Annotated in this window: 16 protein-coding genes; 6 read left to right on the top strand and 10 right to left on the bottom strand. The window is 54.2% G+C overall.

Going from position 1 to position 16,318, the window contains the following annotated elements; all coding sequences use genetic code 11:
• Positions 1-26: 26 nt before the first annotated feature.
• Entirely contained in the window at positions 27-1,076 is a 1,050-nt protein-coding gene (locus FFA38_RS00080; protein WP_138314944.1) for a TRM11 family methyltransferase, read from the bottom strand.
• Positions 1,077-1,119: 43 nt separating this feature from the next.
• Here FFA38_RS00080 and FFA38_RS00085 point away from each other — a divergent pair, with 43 nt between their 5' ends.
• Both FFA38_RS00085 and FFA38_RS00090 read left to right on the top strand, forming a co-directional pair.
• The gene (locus FFA38_RS00085) at positions 1,120-1,650 is read left to right on the top strand and encodes a peptidylprolyl isomerase (protein ID WP_138274786.1); all 531 of its coding nucleotides are present in this window, start codon (positions 1,120-1,122) and stop codon (positions 1,648-1,650) included.
• A gap of 6 nt (positions 1,651-1,656) precedes the next feature.
• Positions 1,657-2,307 carry a rhomboid family intramembrane serine protease gene (locus tag FFA38_RS00090; protein ID WP_138314946.1) on the top strand — a complete coding sequence of 217 codons (651 nt, stop codon included), beginning with the start codon at positions 1,657-1,659 and terminating at the stop codon, positions 2,305-2,307.
• An 82-nt stretch (positions 2,308-2,389) separates the two neighbouring features.
• On the opposite strand, the gene FFA38_RS00095 is transcribed toward FFA38_RS00090, so the two are convergent.
• On the bottom strand, positions 2,390-2,641 hold the full coding sequence (locus FFA38_RS00095; RefSeq protein WP_138274788.1) for a cell division protein CrgA: 252 nt from the start codon (positions 2,639-2,641) through the stop codon (positions 2,390-2,392).
• 59 nt (positions 2,642-2,700) lie between these two features.
• On the opposite strand from FFA38_RS00095, the gene FFA38_RS00100 reads away from it, so the two are divergent.
• Positions 2,701-3,354 (top strand): anthranilate synthase component II, encoded by a 654-nt coding sequence (locus FFA38_RS00100; RefSeq protein ID WP_138314948.1) that lies wholly within the window; start codon positions 2,701-2,703, stop codon positions 3,352-3,354.
• A 3-nt stretch (positions 3,355-3,357) separates the two neighbouring features.
• Here the strand turns inward: FFA38_RS00100 and FFA38_RS00105 are convergent, their stop codons facing one another.
• From FFA38_RS00105 to FFA38_RS00135, 7 genes are all read right to left on the bottom strand, one after another.
• The gene (locus FFA38_RS00105; protein WP_138314950.1) at positions 3,358-5,313 is read right to left on the bottom strand and encodes a protein kinase domain-containing protein; all 1,956 of its coding nucleotides are present in this window, start codon (positions 5,311-5,313) and stop codon (positions 3,358-3,360) included.
• A gap of 62 nt (positions 5,314-5,375) precedes the next feature.
• Entirely contained in the window at positions 5,376-6,755 is a 1,380-nt protein-coding gene (locus tag FFA38_RS00110; protein ID WP_138314952.1) for a serine/threonine-protein kinase, read from the bottom strand.
• Positions 6,752-8,200, bottom strand: coding sequence for a peptidoglycan D,D-transpeptidase FtsI family protein (locus FFA38_RS00115; protein WP_138314954.1), 1,449 nt, complete (start codon positions 8,198-8,200; stop codon positions 6,752-6,754). The genes FFA38_RS00110 and FFA38_RS00115 overlap by 4 nt, the downstream gene beginning before the upstream one ends.
• Positions 8,197-9,570 (bottom strand): FtsW/RodA/SpoVE family cell cycle protein, encoded by a 1,374-nt coding sequence (locus FFA38_RS00120; RefSeq protein ID WP_138314956.1) that lies wholly within the window; start codon positions 9,568-9,570, stop codon positions 8,197-8,199. Before FFA38_RS00120 ends, FFA38_RS00115 begins: the two co-directional genes overlap by 4 nt.
• On the bottom strand, positions 9,563-10,822 hold the full coding sequence (locus tag FFA38_RS00125) for a PP2C family protein-serine/threonine phosphatase (protein ID WP_138314958.1): 1,260 nt from the start codon (positions 10,820-10,822) through the stop codon (positions 9,563-9,565). The genes FFA38_RS00120 and FFA38_RS00125 overlap by 8 nt, the downstream gene beginning before the upstream one ends.
• A gap of 12 nt (positions 10,823-10,834) precedes the next feature.
• Positions 10,835-11,338 (bottom strand): FHA domain-containing protein FhaB/FipA, encoded by a 504-nt coding sequence (locus tag FFA38_RS00130; protein ID WP_138274795.1) that lies wholly within the window; start codon positions 11,336-11,338, stop codon positions 10,835-10,837.
• A complete protein-coding gene (locus FFA38_RS00135; RefSeq protein WP_172955969.1) occupies positions 11,331-12,047 on the bottom strand; it encodes an FhaA domain-containing protein in 717 nt (238 codons plus the stop codon). Before FFA38_RS00135 ends, FFA38_RS00130 begins: the two co-directional genes overlap by 8 nt.
• Positions 12,048-12,164: 117 nt before the next feature.
• Between FFA38_RS00135 and FFA38_RS00140 the strand changes: the two genes are divergently transcribed.
• Positions 12,165-12,737, top strand: a complete 573-nt coding sequence (locus FFA38_RS00140; RefSeq protein ID WP_138314961.1) for a hypothetical protein — start codon at positions 12,165-12,167, stop codon at positions 12,735-12,737.
• Between the two features lie 100 nt (positions 12,738-12,837).
• Here FFA38_RS00140 and trhO read toward each other — a convergent pair whose 3' ends face one another.
• A complete protein-coding gene (trhO, locus tag FFA38_RS00145; RefSeq protein ID WP_138314963.1) occupies positions 12,838-13,749 on the bottom strand; it encodes an oxygen-dependent tRNA uridine(34) hydroxylase TrhO in 912 nt (303 codons plus the stop codon).
• A gap of 40 nt (positions 13,750-13,789) precedes the next feature.
• Here trhO and FFA38_RS00150 point away from each other — a divergent pair, with 40 nt between their 5' ends.
• Together FFA38_RS00150 and FFA38_RS00155 are read left to right on the top strand one after the other, a co-directional pair.
• Positions 13,790-15,760: a M13 family metallopeptidase gene (locus tag FFA38_RS00150; protein WP_138314966.1), complete on the top strand. Its 1,971-nt coding sequence runs from the start codon at positions 13,790-13,792 to the stop codon at positions 15,758-15,760.
• A gap of 3 nt (positions 15,761-15,763) precedes the next feature.
• Entirely contained in the window at positions 15,764-16,315 is a 552-nt protein-coding gene (locus FFA38_RS00155) for a thioesterase family protein (RefSeq protein ID WP_246030949.1), read from the top strand.
• Positions 16,316-16,318 lie beyond the last annotated feature (3 nt).

The following is a 16,318-nucleotide window of genomic DNA, read 5'->3' on the forward strand; positions in this document are numbered from 1 at the left end:
GACAAAGTGCTTCGAATTACAAAACATTAAAGTGAACGCGCGATGATTTCGCGGGCCAGCTCATAATCAAGCCGGCGGCGGCGGCGCCCGTTTTTCATGTTTCCCTTGAATGGCGCCAACACCAAATCGTGTGATTCAACGCGAATAGAGTTGAGCAGCTGATTGGCTCGAATTACAAAACCCGGCAGCTCAGCATCACTCAGGGTCGGCAGCTCTAGGTAGGTCATCAGGCGTGAACTGACCTTGACACGACTGCGCGGGTAATCAAAGTCTTCGGCCAGCAGAAACTCAATCGGGGTATTTCCATCGGCGCCGTCAACCGCCCGCAGGCCAATTCGTCCATCGGGAATGTTGAAGTGCGCTGGTTTTCCGCGGCGTCCACCTTTACCGCGGCATTCCATAATCTGGGCCAGCGAGCCAATCAGGCGTTCGTTTATAAACACCGATCCTGCGCCGGCAACGGTAGCCGGCCCAAAACAAGCCACCAGCGCAGGGGCATCGGTGTCATCAAACAGCTGCCCCTCAATAACTGAGATAACTGCCAGCCGATCTTTAGGAAAGGTCGAGAGCAAGAAGGTTTCAGGCAAAATCGCCACCACATAGTCTGCCGAGGCCAGGCAGCGGTCCAAAGCCAGCTTCCAGAGATTGTCGTAACCCTGCTTGAAATAGCTGGCAACAATTGAATTGACACCTTTGCGCTTGGCCGAATGATTAGCCAAATAAGGGGGATTGGTCACGATCACTGAGCGCTCTGGGTTTGGCACTTTCTTCAATGAATCGTTTACTGGCCATTGTCCGCCGGCGATGTCGAATCCTCTGGTCTCCACCCCATAGGTCTCGGCAAGCACTTCAAGTAGGTGGCCATCTCCGGCAAAAGGGTCCAACACCGATGCTCTCTTGCCACCTGAGGTTTGCTCCAGAAATGCGAATGACAAGAATTCTTTGACCGGCTGATTCAGCCAGCGGTCATCGGTGGTAAAAAAGGTGCCGCGAGAGACTTTTTCGGCATCAATTTGAACAACTCGACCAAGTTGAACGGAAACCAGCATCTCTCCAACTGGTCGCCTTTTTGCCATCTCACTAGTCTGCCAGAGAGTGCTGCCGTGAGAGAATAAAGGAATGACTGCACACACTTCTGTAGCGACCATTCACACAAACCATGGCGCAATTAAAATCAACCTTTTCGGAAACCACGCACCTAAGACTGTCGAGAACTTCGAGGGTCTAGCAACCGGTTCTATCGAGTGGCGCGACCCTCGCACCGGCGCGGTTCAGACCAACAAGCCGCTATACAACGGCGTGATCTTCCACCGCATCATCTCTCAGTTCATGCTTCAGGGTGGAGACCCAACCGGCACCGGTATGGGTGGCCCTGGCTACCAGTTTGGCGACGAAATAAACGCTGAATTGAACTTCAACGAGCCTTATAAGTTGGCCATGGCAAACGCCGGACCAGGCACCAACGGTTCACAGTTCTTCATCACCACCGCTCCGACCACCTGGTTGTTCGGCAAGCACACCGTATTCGGTGAGGTTGCAGACGAGGTATCGAAGAAGGTTGTTGACAAGATTGAAGGCGTTGAGACCGACGGTCGCGACAAGCCACTGGTTGACGTAATCATCGAATCAATCACCATCGAGAAGATCTAATTTTTCTTGAAAAACATCTTTAAGCGTTCACCAGCCCGAGTAACCCTCGGGCTGGTTTCGCTTAACCTTGCCATCTGGCTGCTTCAGATTTTCCCGGGTTCAAACCTCACTAGCCAGCTGGCCTTTGTGCCACTTTCGGTTTACACCGAGCCTTGGCGCATGATTACGGCTGGATTTGCACACAGCGAATCCAACCCGTTGCACGTGTTGCTAAACATGTACTCGCTTTACATCTTTGGTTCAATTCTTGAGCCGATGCTCGGACGACTCAGATTCCTAGCCGTCTGGCTGATTTCTGTTTTCGGCTCTTCGGTAGCGGTTATGTACCTTAACACCCCAGATACCTGGGTAATCGGTGCCTCTGGCGGAGTCTTTGGTCTGATGGCAGCCTATTTTGTGGTTTTGCGCGCAGTCGGCGAGAGATCTCAGAGCCTGCTTGGACTCATTGCGATCAACCTAGTCTTTGGCTTCATCATGCCAGGCGTCAGTTGGCAGGCTCACCTTGGTGGACTATTTGCCGGTGGCGCGATGACTGCCGTTTATGCCAACACGCGCAACCGCAACCAACGCAGCACCCAGCTCATCGGGGCTATCGGTGTGGTTTTGGTGTTTGTGGCCCTAACTTTTTACCGCATGCAAACCATGCTCATGGGCTAAACGCCCGCACCCCTCTAAGTCAAAGAAAAATCCCCCAACCGGCATCAGCCAATCGGGGGATTTTCTAATTTTTAGGCTTGGATTACTTCCAGCGAGTTGACATCATGAAGCCAACCATCGCAATGCCGAAACCAATCAGAATGTTCCAGTTTTCTAGGTTCCACGGGGTTCCTGCACCAAGTGGGAACTGCGCGCTGGTCACGTAGTAGGTGATGATCCAGATGAGGCCAAGCAGCATGAAACCAAACATGACCGGCTTGAACCAAGCTGGGTTTGGCTGATCTTCAGTGTTGGTGGCCTGTACCTTAGGCGCCTTGATTTTCTTTTCAGACATGAGGCAATTCTAGCGGGACACCGGCATTGCTCGCAGTTCCAAAGTAGGCTTAAGTCAACATGGTCAAGATTTTGGTACTCGACAACTACGACAGCTTTGTTTACACGCTGAACGGTTATCTGCAGCAGCTTGGTGCAGAGACTGAGGTTTTGCGCAACGACATCGTGCCGGAGTCAGAGCTGCCTGCCCTGCTTGCCAAGTATGACGCCGTGCTTTTGAGCCCTGGCCCAGGTACTCCTGCCGAGGCCGGCCTAAGCATTCCGGTAGTCAAGCTGGCGTTGCAGACTGGCCAGCCGGTTTTTGGCGTTTGCCTAGGTCACCAGTCCATCGCCGAGGCAATGGGCGCAACCGTGACCAGTGCGGAAGAACTGATGCACGGAAAAACCTCTCAGGTTGCCCACGATAATTCTTTGATTTACCAGGATGTTCCGAACTCCTTCACCGCAACCAGATACCACTCGTTGGCGGTTGTAGATTCAACAGTTCCGGATGACTTGATTGTGACCAGCCGCACCGAAAAGGGTGAGAACTCAAAGGGTGGCGTGATTATGGGTCTGCAGCACAAGAGCCTGCCAATTTACGGAGTTCAGTTTCACCCAGAGTCGGTTATGACCCAGGGCGGCTACCAAATGTTGGGCAACTGGCTTGAGTCAATTGGCCTAAAGGGTGCTGCCGAGCGCGCTAAGTCGCTCAGCCCAATGGTTACTTTCTAAGCCCTATTGGGTTACTAAACACTCCACGTACAGGGTAATTGCTGATCCCTGCGGTGCTACACCTGCCGGAATCGACTGGCCAATAACCGTGGTGCCCTTAGTTCCGGTGCACGGTTCCATGGTTCCGATAGTTGATGGAAGCGCTACGTCTGGGGCAGACATCGCCGAGCGAGCCTCAGCGATTCCTAGACCGGTTACATCAGGAACCATTACCTTGCCATCAGAGACGATGAGGTTCACGATGGTGCCCTCAGGTACCTGACTGTTCAGCGCCGGGTCTGACTCAATGACAATCCCGGCCGGAACCGTGGCGCTGTGAGCCTGAGTGATTGAACCTAATTCGAGCTTTACCGCTGCCAGTGCAGCCGCTGCCTCAGCCTCGGTCATTGTGGCCAAGGCCGGAACCTTGACTGTGTTTTTACCGCTCGAGACGTAGACCGTGATTACGGTGTTTGCTGGCACGTTGGTACCCGCAGGTGGATCGGTGCGGATAATTGTGTCAACCGGAACAGTGTCACTGGTTTCAGACATCTTGGTGACAATCAAACCCTGGTCGGTAAGGGTTGAATAGCCCACGTCGTAGGTCAGGTTGCTAACATCGGCAACCTTGGTGCCAACATCGGTAGGAATTGGAACTGGCGTTGAACTGATTGAGAAAAGCCAAATCAGCAAACCAATCAAAACCACACCGACTCCAGAGCTGATACCCCAAAGCATTCCGTTTGAAGGGCGCTTTACCTCAGCAAATAGCGGTGCCGGAGTTGAGCCGGTGTTGGCCGGAATTGTGACTCCCAGGGTGTCAAACGGGTTGGTCGATGGGCCAGATGCTGATGCCATTGCTGCCACTGGTGCAGGTGCCGGAGCAGCTACTCGTTCAGGCTCAGGAGCGGTCGGCATGACGGCTGTTTTGTCTGAGGCAAACTCACCCAGCAAGGCTTCAAAATCGTCGTCGGCGTATGAGTTTTCTAGCACCGATGCCTCTGCGGTGCCAGGTACTTCGGCAGCGATGACCTCTGGCTCAGGTGCTACCTCAGGCTCGACAACCGGCTCTTCAGCAATCGGTGTTTCTGGGGCAGCGATTACTGGAGCAGCAATGGTTGCTGGCGAACCGTTGGCTGCTGCCAAGACGTTCTCGCGGAATTCCTCAGCACTCTGAAAGCGCTCTTCGCGGTCTTTTGCTAGGGCACGAATGACAACCTGGTCCATTTCTGGAGTGACGCTTGGATCAAACTGCGATGGCGGAATTACTGCCTCTGAAACGTGCTGGTAGGCAACGGAAACAGCGGTCTCACCCTTGAATGGAGGGCGACCACAGAGCATTTCGTAAAGCAAAACACCGGTTGAGTAAAGGTCTGTTCTGGCGTCTACGGTCTCACCCTTGGCTTGCTCTGGTGAGAAGTACTGAGCAGTGCCCACGATGCCGCTGGTGTGCGCCATGGTTGCCGATGAGTCAGAGACGGCACGGGCAATACCGAAGTCCATGACCTTGACCTGGCCGGCCTCGTTGAGCATGATGTTGGCCGACTTGATGTCACGGTGAACCACACCGGCGCGGTGTGAGAACTCGAGAGCGGTAAGTACGCCCGAAGCAATGTCCAGGGTTTCTTGAAGAGTTAGACGGCGTTCGTGCAGAAGATCGCGAAGCAGCTGGCCCTTTACGTACTCCATGATGATGAACGGAAACTTGTGTGGGTTGCCGTTGATGTCGGTGGTTTCTTCTTCACCGGCATCGTAAACACGAACGATGGTTGGGTGCGCCATACGAGCCGAAGCCTGAGCCTCTTGGCGGAAGCGTGCCTCGAAAGATGGGTCGTTGGCCAAATCAGACTTGAGCAACTTGATTGCAACGGTGCGGCCTAGTCGGGTGTCAACACCCTCATAGACATCTGCCATGCCACCGCGACCAATGAGGTGTCCTACCTCGTATCGGCCTGCGATAACCCGCTGGTGCTCAGTCAATTCGTGCTCCACTCGTTGATAAAAAACATTTTCAGTCTAATGATTTGTGCTGCTATTTCGGGCTATTCGACCGGTGCACTTGGCGACTCAGTTGGTGCCGGAGTGCTGGTCGAAGGGCTTGGGCTTGGGCTAGGTGTGCCGGCCACGTAATAGGTAATTTCGATAGCCGAGCCTACCTTTAGCGTTCCGAGCGGAGTGCCCGCATATACGGTCATCACGCGCGGGTCATCCTCGGCAACAACCTCACCGGCCACCGCATTTACAACCAGACCCATTAGGCCCAGTGATGCAGCAACATCGGTGACTTTTTTACCTTGGATGTCGGACAGCAGAACCACAACTTCTTGGTTAGCCGAAGATGTTGGGCTTGGGGTAGCAGTGCCCGAATTGCTTGGGTTATCGGTTGGCGTTGGGCTTGGCGTAATGCCCGGCTGCAGTGAGGTAACCACAATTGCCACAACCACAGAAATCGCAGTCAGGGCTAATACACCGATGAGCGCAAACCAAGGCCAAACCACCGGCGGCTTTTGGTTAGGTGCAGTTGTGGTCGGCAGTTCAAGAACAGCGGTGCTGTCGTTGATCACCGGCTGGTTGATCAGTTGTGTGGCCGCCGAATTTCTCGGGGCATTCGACATCATTGACTCAGCACGCTTGGCCAAAGCCAATGCAGACTCTGGCCTCTGGTTTGCCTTTTTAGCCAGGCAGGACATAACCAAATTAGCTACCCGAGGGTCAATCCCTTCAGGCAACGGTGGCGGAGTCTGGTTGATCTGCGCCATGGCAATTTGCATCTGCGAGTCACCGGTGAAAGGTCGCTTGCCGGCCAAAGCCTCGTATGCCACGATGCCCAGTGAGTAGATGTCGGTAGACGGGGTAGCCGGTTTTCCGGTTGCCTGCTCGGGCGCAAGGTACTGAACGGTTCCCATCACCTGTCCGGTGGCGGTTAGACCAACCTGGTCGGCTACGCGAGCAATACCAAAGTCGGTAATTTTGACTTCACCGTCGGGGGTAATCAGCAGGTTTCCTGGCTTTACATCGCGGTGCACCAAACCAGCCTCATGGGCTTCAAATAGGGCACGGCCAGTCTGCGAGATGATGTCTAGAACCTGTTCGGCAGGCAAGGTTTTTTGCGTTTCTAGAATCTTGGCCAGCGAATCTCCCGGAACAAGTTCCATAACCAGATAGGCAGAGCCTGAGTCTTCTCCGTAGTCATAAACATCGGCAATGCCTGGGTGGTTAACCATGGCTGCATGGCGGGCTTCGGTGCGGAAGCGCTCCAAGAACCCGGGGTCACCCATGAACTCTTGCTTCAAAATCTTGATTGCCACATCACGAAGAATTACCTCGTCGTGCGCCTGCCAAACCTCACCCATTCCGCCGATTGCGATTCGACTGATGAGTTTGTATCGGCCACCGTAAAGCTGACCTGCTTCTGGAATCATTTCTTCAACACCGCCTGCATCACTTTTTTAGCCACCGGTGCAGCCAAAGAGTTTCCTCTTCCTGACTGACCGAGCCCCCCGCCGTCAGCGATTACAACGGCAACAGCAACCTGTGGGTTGTTGGCCGGTGCAAACCCTGTGAACCAAAGTGTGTATGGCTGGTCCGTGCCATTTTGGGCGGTACCGGTTTTACCCGCTACCTCGACTCCGCTAATTCTGGCGTTCCCCGAAACACCATTAGAAACGGCGCCAACCATCATCTCAGTCATCGATTTGGCCGTCGTGGCAGACATCGGTTGCGAGAAGACGCTTGGGCTTGGTTGGTGCAAAACCGAAAGGTTTGCGGTCAATACGTTTTCAATCAGGTTTGGCTGCATCAGTACGCCCTTGTTGGCGATTGCGGCACTAACCATGGCCATCTGCAGTGGGGTTACTCGAACATCAAACTGGCCGAAAGCTGAAAGTCCGGTTTGGGCATCGTCCATACCGCTCGGATAAACGCTGGCCACCGAGGTCATCGGAAACTCGATGTTTTTACTAAAGCCAAAGAGGCCAGCCTGCGAGCTAATCCGGTTTTGCTTCAGCGCAATTCCCAGCTGGGCAAAAGGTACGTTGCACGAAAGTCGCAGGGCATCAGCAATGCTTACGGTAGCCGCGCCACCACATTTACCCTCGCCTGAGTTCATCACAACGGTGCTGGTACCCGGCAGCGTGTACTTGCTTGGGTTCGGAAAAGTGCTGTCGGCGGTGTATTCGCCGCTCTCTAGAGCTGCGGCGGCAACTACCAATTTGAAGACTGACCCGGGTGCGTAGAGCTCGCTGTAAGCACGATTGAGCAGCGGACCGTCTTCATCCTCGATCAAAGCCTTGTAGTTGGCGTTCGAGGTAGCGCCATCGTGAACCGCCAACTCATTTGCATCAAACCCTGGCTTTGAGACCATCGCCAAAATGTTTCCGGTGGTTGGGTTGATGGCAACGACCGCACCCTTTTTGTCGCCCAAGGCATCCCAGGCGGCCTTTTGAACATCTGGGTCAATCGTCAACTCAACAGACGCACCGGCAACCGGAGTGCCAGAGAGCAGTGCATTTATTTGTTCAAAGAACTGCGATGAATTTTGCCCGGTGAGGTAGCTGTTGGTTGCCGATTCGAGTCCGGTTGCACCTTGGTACAGGCTGAAGAATCCGGTGACCGAAGAGTACATTTCATCGGAGTAGACCCGGTTGTAGCGGTAGACATCATCAACCGGGATAGATTCGGCAATCGGCTTGCCGTCAACCAAAATCGATCCACGCTGGGTTTTGTAGCTGTCGTAAATTGAGCGCACATTTCGTTGGTCGGTGGCCAAGTCATCCGCTGAAATTACCTGAATTCCGGTGCTCGAAATGAAGAGGCTCAGGAACATGACAAAGATGACCAGGCTCACACGCTTAAGTTCGCGGTTCATGCGGTCACCGACTTATTTCCGCTGTCCACAGTGTCAGAGATCCTCAGCAGCAATCCAACGATGATCCAGTTTGCCAACAGCGATGAACCGCCGGCCGCCAGCAACGGAGTGGTCAAGCCAGTTAGCGGCACCACTCGGGTAACGCCACCAATAACGATGAAGCACTGGAGTGCGATTACAAACGCCAATCCCGTGGCCAGCAGTTTGGAGAAGTCATCTGGGTGGTTGAAGCCGATGCGAATGCCGCGTGAAACGAGCAGTAGGTAGAGCGCAAACACGGCAAACAAGCCGATCAAGCCGATCTCTTCGCCGAGTGCGGCGATGATGAAGTCGCTCTCAGCCAGCGGGACCAGCTGAGGTAGTCCGCCCCCGAGTCCGGTGCCGAGCAGTCCGCCGTGGGCTAGGCCAAAGATGCCCTGCGCAAGCTGGTAGCTACCGCCGGCGGCATCGTAGTTAGAAGCCAAGAACGGGTTGAGCCAAGAGTCAACGCGGCCCGAAACGTATTCCATCATTCGGCCCGCAACCAATGCACCGGTTAGGAACATTGTGATGCCGGCGATTACGTAGATGGCCCGACCGGTTGCGGTGTAAACCAGCACGATGAAAATACCGAAGTAAAGCAGTGAGGTTCCGAGGTCGCGCTGCAGGATGAGCACCAAAAGGCTGGCACCCCAAATTACAAGAATTGGACCAAGTTCGCGGGCGCGAGGAATGCGCACACCGAGGACTTTTCGGCCAACGATGGCAAGTGATTCGCGGCGAGTAACTAGGTATCCGGCAAAGAAAACCGTCAGGGCAATCTTGGCCAACTCACCTGGCTGAAAGGTTAGGTCGCCGATGGCAATCCACAACTGGGCTCCGTTGATGTTGCGGCCTAGGCCAGGAATCATCGGTGAAATCAGCAAACCAACGCCAACGATCATCGAGACGTAAACGTAGCGACGCAAGAACAAATGGCTCGGCACAAAAATGATGACCGCAGCCGCAAAAGCCATGGCAACCACTGTCCAAACAACCTGCTTTTCGGCAAAGAGTTCGGTGCCACCGTTGGCTATGGTCGCGAGGTCCAGTCGATAAATCATCGATAGTCCGAGGCCATTGAGAACCACCGCGATTGGCAAGATCATCGGGTCTGCCTCGCTGGCGCGGCGGCGCAAAATGATGTGAATTACCAGGGCAAAGAATGCCGGTGGCAGTAGGTACAAGAAGATCTCGGGGGTCAGCACCTTGAGAAGTGACAGCTGAATTTGTGACAACTCAAATGCGTTTAGGCCCACGGCAAAGGCAAGCAAAAATGCCTCGATGTTGCGATTACGAGGAACCACACGCACGATTTTTGGCAGCGCTTCAGCGGCGTTCAATTTACTCATTCGGCACCACAGCATCTTGCAGTTGGCGCACCAAACGCATGGCCTCCTGCAGGTTGTCGGCACTGATCGACTGCTCTAGTCGCTGCTGGTAGTAAATGCTCAGGTCGGTGGCATCGATGTTGGTCTCTTGGTACACCTCAGAGAAAGTCAGGGGCCCAAGTGCCTCTTTGATGCCTTTGAAAACCGTAACGTGCCCGTTGGAAACACCGATGTAGAAGCGGGTCTGCGTGTACTCATAGGCCTTGACCACCAGGAATGCCATTGCAGCCACCAGTGCCACCACGGTCAAAAGCTGGCGAATCTTGCGCCAACGAATCCGGCGGTGAGTTTCGCGCAGAATCTTCTCGAGGTATTCGTCTGATTCAGGCACGTAGTCGGCTGGGTCTTCAGGTCGGCGCAACAGCTCGGTGATGTTAAGCGGCTTGAGGATTCGCAGAATTCGGCGACCCTTGCGCTCATCAATCACGACCTCGTTCGAGCTTGAGCCCACAAAAACAGCGCTCGGAACAAAATCAGTTTTGGTCTGCGCGTCAACGATGTCCACAACGACAACGGTCACGTTGTCTGGCGCACCAAACTCAAGTGCCTCGCCCACCAAAAGGTCGGCTGCTTCTTCAGAGCCAATCTTCGAGAGCAAAATACCGTTCATGATGTCTTCGGGTACCGGGCCCGAGAGACCATCGGAGCAAAGCAACCAGCGGTCACCCGGCTTGGTCTCGAGAGTTTCAGAATCTACATCCGGGAACTCTTCAACATCGCCGAGAACACGCATCAGCACCGATCGGCGCGGGTGAACCAAAGCCTCTTCAGGAGTAATGCGGCCGGTGTCTACCAATCGCTGAACAAAAGTGTGGTCGGTAGTTACCTGGGTGACTTTGCCGTCACGCGCTAGATAGATTCTTGAGTCACCGATGTGCCCGATGGTCACCTTGTTGCCAGTAATCAGCATGCCGCTGAAGGTTGTGCCCATTCCGGCAAGCTCTGGGTGGGCCTGCGCGGTTTCGCCGAGTACACCGTTGGCTTCCCAAATCACGTCGATGAGCGCTTTGGTTGCTTCCTCTGGCGAGGCATAGACGGTATCGATTTTTGCGATTCGCTGCGCACACAGGGCTGAGGCAATGTCTCCGCCGGCGTGGCCGCCCATGCCGTCGGCTACGAAGAATAGGTTGTAGCCGGCATAGCCAGAGTCTTGATTGCTAGAGCGCACCCGACCAATGTCAGATGACGCAAAACTCAAGGGCTTGATCGACATTATTTATTTGACCTAGGCTCGCAGCTCAAAAACGGTCTTGCCAACTCGAACCGGAGTGTTCAACTTGACCACCGCAGGGGTGCCGACTCGGCCGCCATCTAGGTAGGTTCCGTTGGTCGAATTTAGGTCCTGAATCAGCCAATCGTTGTTGATCAGCACCAACTTTGCGTGGTTGGTGGATGCGTATTCGTCGTCGACCACAAGGTCTGAGCTTTCGGCGCGACCGATGGTTAGTTCTCGGCGGTCAAGGTTGATTACCTGGCCGGTGCGGTCGCCATCGATAATCACCAGCTTGGTGGCATTGCTGCCGGATGACTCGGTTACCAGCGATTTTCCGGCTGGAGCAGCCGGTGCAACCGGTGAAGAAATTACCTGGGGTGCGTTGGCTTCGGCAACGCGGCTAACCACTTTTTGACCAAAGAGGTCAGCACGAATTACAGAAATAATGCTGAAGACAAAAATCCAGAGAACCGCTAAAAATCCGGCTCTGACGATAAAGAGAGCTAACTCACTCACTTGGCACCTGACTCTCGGTCACAGTTTTAGCGATGATTCGAAACACGTAGTCATTGCGACCGGCTGAAATTACGGTGTCGGCGTTGATGCCAACCTCGGTAATTGGGCGGCCGCCAACTCGGGTTCCGTTGGTGCTGTTCAGGTCTTTTACAGCAGCGTTTTTGCCATTCCAAACAATCGCAAAGTGCTTACGGCTCAAACCGGTGTCATCAATTTGAATGTCGGCCGAGGCATCGCGGCCAATTGAGGTTTCACCCTCGCGCAGCAAAAAGCGCTTGCCGGCAACATCCAGGGTAGGCATCCATTCGACCTGGTGCTTTTGAGTGTTCGAGCGGACTAGTACCTGACCCAGGTTCAAGCTGCCATCTTCGATAAGACGAATTCCGAGGGTCGCTCCAAATTGAAAACCCTGTTTGTTGGCGTGCTTGGTGGCGGCCTCGGTTAGCTCTTCGATCAGAGATTCACCGAGAGTAGCCATGCGCTTGAAATCGGGGGTTGAGAGGCTAACCGTGAAGGTGTTTGGGGCCAGAATGCGGTCGCGGCTGAGAATGCTGGCCTTGGCATCCATCTCGGCACGGATGTGCCCTGAGATCTCCACAGGCTGGAGCTCAGACTTAAAGGTCTTCGTGAACGCGCCATTGACGACCCGTTCCAAACCCTTTTCAAAGTTCTCTAAAAAGCCCACGTCATCCTTATCGTCGTTGAACAAGTTTACCTTCCGGCACACCTGAGAGGTTGCTGATAAAACACCCCCAGCATCCTGAGTTTTGCCACCTCGAGTTTGAGATTTTTCTAGATTGAAAAGGTCCCCACGAAAGGAAAGAACATGAAGCTTAAAACCAAGCGTTCAGCGATTGCAGTCATCGGTGCCACCAGCATCCTGGCCTTTGCAGTAGCCACCCCATCTTTTGCACACGATCGAGTTTCTGGTAGCTCTACCGAGACCTCAAGCACCACTGAGGTTGAGGCAGTAAAGGCAAGCGTCACTGCAACCATTACCGCCGTTCCAACAACCGTCACCTCGGCAAAGGCTGCGGCACACGGCACCCAGTTCATCGTTTATAAATTGGCAGATGACGCCACAGCAGTCCCGGCAACCCAGCCAACCGTTGGTGGCAAGCGCATCCATGTGAAGTCTGGCACCCTGGCCGACGGCACATTGACCGGCGTTCTTGAGCTAAAGGGTGGCCTGGCTGCAACCACCACTAACTACGCGATTTACACCGCCGATGGCGCAACTGCAATTTTTGCAACCGTCACGGTAGATGCCACCGGCACCGTTGCCACGGCAACCACCTCGGCTGATGTCACTGCGGCCTACACCGCACCGACCGCCAAGGCCAAGTCCTCTGACGGCGTCAAAAAGGGAAAGCACGGCAAGAAACACGGACACCGCTAAACCTCCTGTTAGCAGTAATTCCTCTCTCTAGTAAATAGAAAACCCCGGGGTTGAGCCCGGGGTTTTCTATTTAAGTTTTGGATCAGCTTGCCGCTTGCGACTAGCCAACTTCTTGGGCGTGACGCTTGCCGCGAGTGTGGCTGGCCTTGTGCTCTGAATGCTTTGGGTCTGCATAGCAAGAGTCGCAAAGCAGAATCAAGTCTTTGCAGCCAACGTGAGAGCAGTTGCGGAAAGCGTTGGTTGCACCACCGCAACCCTCGCACTCACCGATGACCTTGGCTTCGTCAGAGAAGTCTTGAACCATTCGGTCGTCGAAGATGTAAAGCGAGCCTTCCCAAAGACCCTGGTCCTTGAACTTCTCGCCGTAGCGAACGATGCCACCATCGATTTGGTAGACCTCTTTGAAACCGCGGTTGATCATCACGGCTGAAAGAATTTCGCAGCGAATTCCACCGGTGCAGTAGGTGACGATTGGCTTGTCTTTTAGGTGGTCGTACTTTCCAGACTCAAGTTCTGCAACAAAGTCGTGTGAGGTCTGAACGTCTGGAACGATAGCGTTTTTGAATTTGCCGATTCGGGCTTCGAATGCGTTGCGGCCATCGAAGAAAATCACGTCATCGCCGCGCTCTTCAACCAGCTGGTTTACCTGGGCTGGCTTTAGGTGCTTGCCGCCATTGGTGATGCCAGATTTTTCTACAGTGATTTCATCCGGGGTGGTGAACGCCACTAGCTCGCTGCGGTTCTTGACCGACAGGCGAGGAAAGTCGTTTCCGGTTCCGTCTGACCACTTGAAATCGATCTTGCCGAAGCCCGGGTACTCGCGTGTTTGACGAACGTACTTCTTGAGCGCCATCATGTCGCCGCCAAGGGTGCCGTTGATGCCGTGCTTTGAGACGATGATGCGACCCTTGAGTCCAAGTGACTCGCAGAGGGTCTTTTGCCAAAGCTTTAGAGCAACAGGGTCGGCAACCGGCGCAAAGCCGTAATACAAGATGATTTTTTGTAGGTCCACGCTCCTAATTCTACTCTTCGGGGCGATTTAGGATAAGGGGATGAGTATCAACCCTTGCCTTGACCCAGCCGAGTTCGACAAGAACATCCGCCCTCAAGATGACCTATTCCGATACACCAACGGAAAGTGGTTGGCTGAAACTGAGATTCCTGCAGATAAGGGCATCTACAGCAGTTTTCACATGCTCGCCGATGATGCCGAGGCTGCGGTCCGAATCATCCTTGAAGAAGCAGCGGCAAACCCTCAGCCGGGTGTGAGTCAGCAGATCGGTGACCTCTACGCTTCTTTCCTTGATGAGGCTCGAGCCAACGAGCTGGGTGCTGCGCCTATCGCAGCTGACCTAAAACTAATTGAGCAGATACGTCAGATTGACGACGCAACTGCCCTGTTGGGTGAGTACGAGCGCAGTGGTTTTAGCGGCCTGTTTGGCATCTGGGTAGACAACGATGAAGGAAACCCAGACCGATACATTGTGAACCTGGCTCAGGGTGGTCTTGGCCTGCCAGATGAGGCCTATTACAAGGATGAAAAGCACGCTGAAATTCGCGAAGCGTATGTGCCGCACATTGCTCAGATGTTGACACTGGCTGGCTGGGATGCCGAAAAGGCCGCAGTCGACGCAAGACACATCATGGCGTTTGAAACCGCACTGGCTGCCGTCCACTGGACCAAGGTTGACAGCCGTGATGCCGAGAAAACCTACAACCTCACCGCCCGTGCGCACCTGGACGCATTGACCCCAACCTTTGACTGGAACATTTGGCTTGGAGCGGCAAAGTTTGACGCCAAGATTTTGGCTGAGACCAACGTTTGCATGCCGAGTTTCTTTGAGGGTCTCGAGCAGATTTGGAACGCTGCCAACCTCGAGCAGATCAAACTGTGGCTGGCCTGGCAGGTAATTAGAAGCAACGCCGGTTTGCTCAGTGACGAATTTGTCAACGAGCGTTTTGCGTTCTACGGCACCAAGCTAGCGGGCATCCCGGTTAACCGTGAACGCTGGAAGCGCGCGGTTTCTTTGGTCGAGGGTTCGATGGGTGAGGCAATCGGCAAGATCTATGTCGAGAAGTACTTCAGTGAATCAGCCAAGGCGCGCATCGATGAGTTGGTCAAGTTTGTGACCGAGGCTTACCGCGTCAGCATTAACAACCTTGACTGGATGACTGAAGAGACCAAGGCCAAGGCGTTGGCCAAGCTGGATAAGTTCACGCCAAAGGTTGGCTACCCAAATAAGTGGAAGGACTACAGCAGCATCGAGATCAAGCGCGATGACCTGGTGGGCAACACTCGCCGAGTCTCAGCCTGGGTCGCAGCTACTGAGATGGCCAAAATCGGTGCACCGATTGACCGCGATGAATGGTTCATGAGCCCTCAGACAGTCAACGCTTATTACAACCCTGGCTTCAACGAAATTGTGTTCCCGGCCGCAATTTTGCAGGCACCGTTCTTTAGCCCAGATGCCGATGACGCCACCAACTTTGGCGGCATTGGCAGCGTAATCGGTCACGAAATTGGTCACGGATTCGATGACCAGGGTTCGAAGTATGACGGAGACGGCAAGCTGGAATCATGGTGGAGTGAGGCTGACCGCGAGGCTTTCGAAGCCCGCGCGGCCAAGCTAATTGCTCAGTACAACGAACTGACCCCGCACCAGTTGGTAGACAAATCTCACAAGGTAAATGGTGAGCTCACCATCGGTGAAAACATCGGTGACCTTGGCGGCTTGTGCATTGCACTCAAGGCCTACGAGATGAGTCGTGAGGGCAAACCCGGAGATGACGTGATTGATGGCATGACCGGTGTTCAGCGCGTGTTCTTGTCTTTGGCTCGTATCGAGAGCTCGAAGGGTCGCGATGAAACTGTGATTCAGCGTCTGGCCACCGACCCACACTCACCGCCTGAGTTCCGCTGCAACCAGATTGTGCGCAATGTTGATGCCTTCTACGAGGCGTTTGATGTCAAGCCGGGCGACGCCCTCTGGCTAGACCCTGCCGACCGCGTCACCATCTGGTAAAAAATGAATCTCTGGATCCGCCTGGCCTATGCAATGTTGTCGTGGCGAAGCCGCTCGAAGCTAAGTTGGCAGGAGGTTGGCCGCCGCAGTTTTAGGGTTTGGCCAACTGATCTGGATGTGTTCAACCACATGAACAACGGCATCTTTTTGTCGTTGCTCGACCTAAGCCGCCTTGACCTGTCTTACCGTTCTGGGCTTTGGCAGGCCTGGAAGAAGCTTGGTTGGTATCCGGTAGTGGTGGCTCAAACCATCACCTACCGTAAGTCGCTAACCCCTTGGCAAAAGTTTGACATCGAGTCCAAGGTGATTGGTTGGGATGACCAGGCTTTTTACTTTGACCAGCGATTCGTGGTCGGCGAAGAAATTTACGCTCGGGTAATTGTTCGCATTAGGTTCTTGAAAAAAGCTCGTGGAATTCTGGTGCCTGGTGAAGTTATTGAGGGCAGCGGTGGCTGGCACGGGCCAAAGCCAGAACTGCCACAGTGGGTTAAAGACTGGGCTCAGACCACGGCACTGCCAAAAGGCAAAGAGCCGGCTCCGAGTATCTGGCCTTAGCGT

It is taken from the genome of Rhodoluna limnophila (genome assembly GCF_005845365.1).
Lineage (GTDB): Bacteria > Actinomycetota > Actinomycetes > Actinomycetales > Microbacteriaceae > Rhodoluna > Rhodoluna limnophila.

Bases quoted from the DNA above. Each gene is read 5' to 3' on its own strand.
- FFA38_RS00080 (WP_138314944.1), bottom strand. From the start codon at position 1,076: ATGGCAAAAAGGCGACCAGTTGGAGAGATGCTGGTTTCCGTTCAACTT.
- FFA38_RS00155 (WP_246030949.1), top strand. From the start codon at position 15,764: ATGAATCTCTGGATCCGCCTGGCCTATGCAATGTTGTCGTGGCGAAGC.
- FFA38_RS00095 (WP_138274788.1), bottom strand. From the start codon at position 2,641: ATGTCTGAAAAGAAAATCAAGGCGCCTAAGGTACAGGCCACCAACACT.
- FFA38_RS00110 (WP_138314952.1), bottom strand. From the start codon at position 6,755: ATGATTCCAGAAGCAGGTCAGCTTTACGGTGGCCGATACAAACTCATC.
- FFA38_RS00125 (WP_138314958.1), bottom strand. From the start codon at position 10,822: ATGTCGATCAAGCCCTTGAGTTTTGCGTCATCTGACATTGGTCGGGTG.
- FFA38_RS00100 (WP_138314948.1), top strand. From the start codon at position 2,701: ATGGTCAAGATTTTGGTACTCGACAACTACGACAGCTTTGTTTACACG.
- FFA38_RS00140 (WP_138314961.1), top strand. From the start codon at position 12,165: ATGAAGCTTAAAACCAAGCGTTCAGCGATTGCAGTCATCGGTGCCACC.
- FFA38_RS00120 (WP_138314956.1), bottom strand. From the start codon at position 9,570: ATGAGTAAATTGAACGCCGCTGAAGCGCTGCCAAAAATCGTGCGTGTG.
- FFA38_RS00085 (WP_138274786.1), top strand. From the start codon at position 1,120: ATGACTGCACACACTTCTGTAGCGACCATTCACACAAACCATGGCGCA.
- FFA38_RS00150 (WP_138314966.1), top strand. From the start codon at position 13,790: ATGAGTATCAACCCTTGCCTTGACCCAGCCGAGTTCGACAAGAACATC.
- FFA38_RS00115 (WP_138314954.1), bottom strand. From the start codon at position 8,200: ATGAACCGCGAACTTAAGCGTGTGAGCCTGGTCATCTTTGTCATGTTC.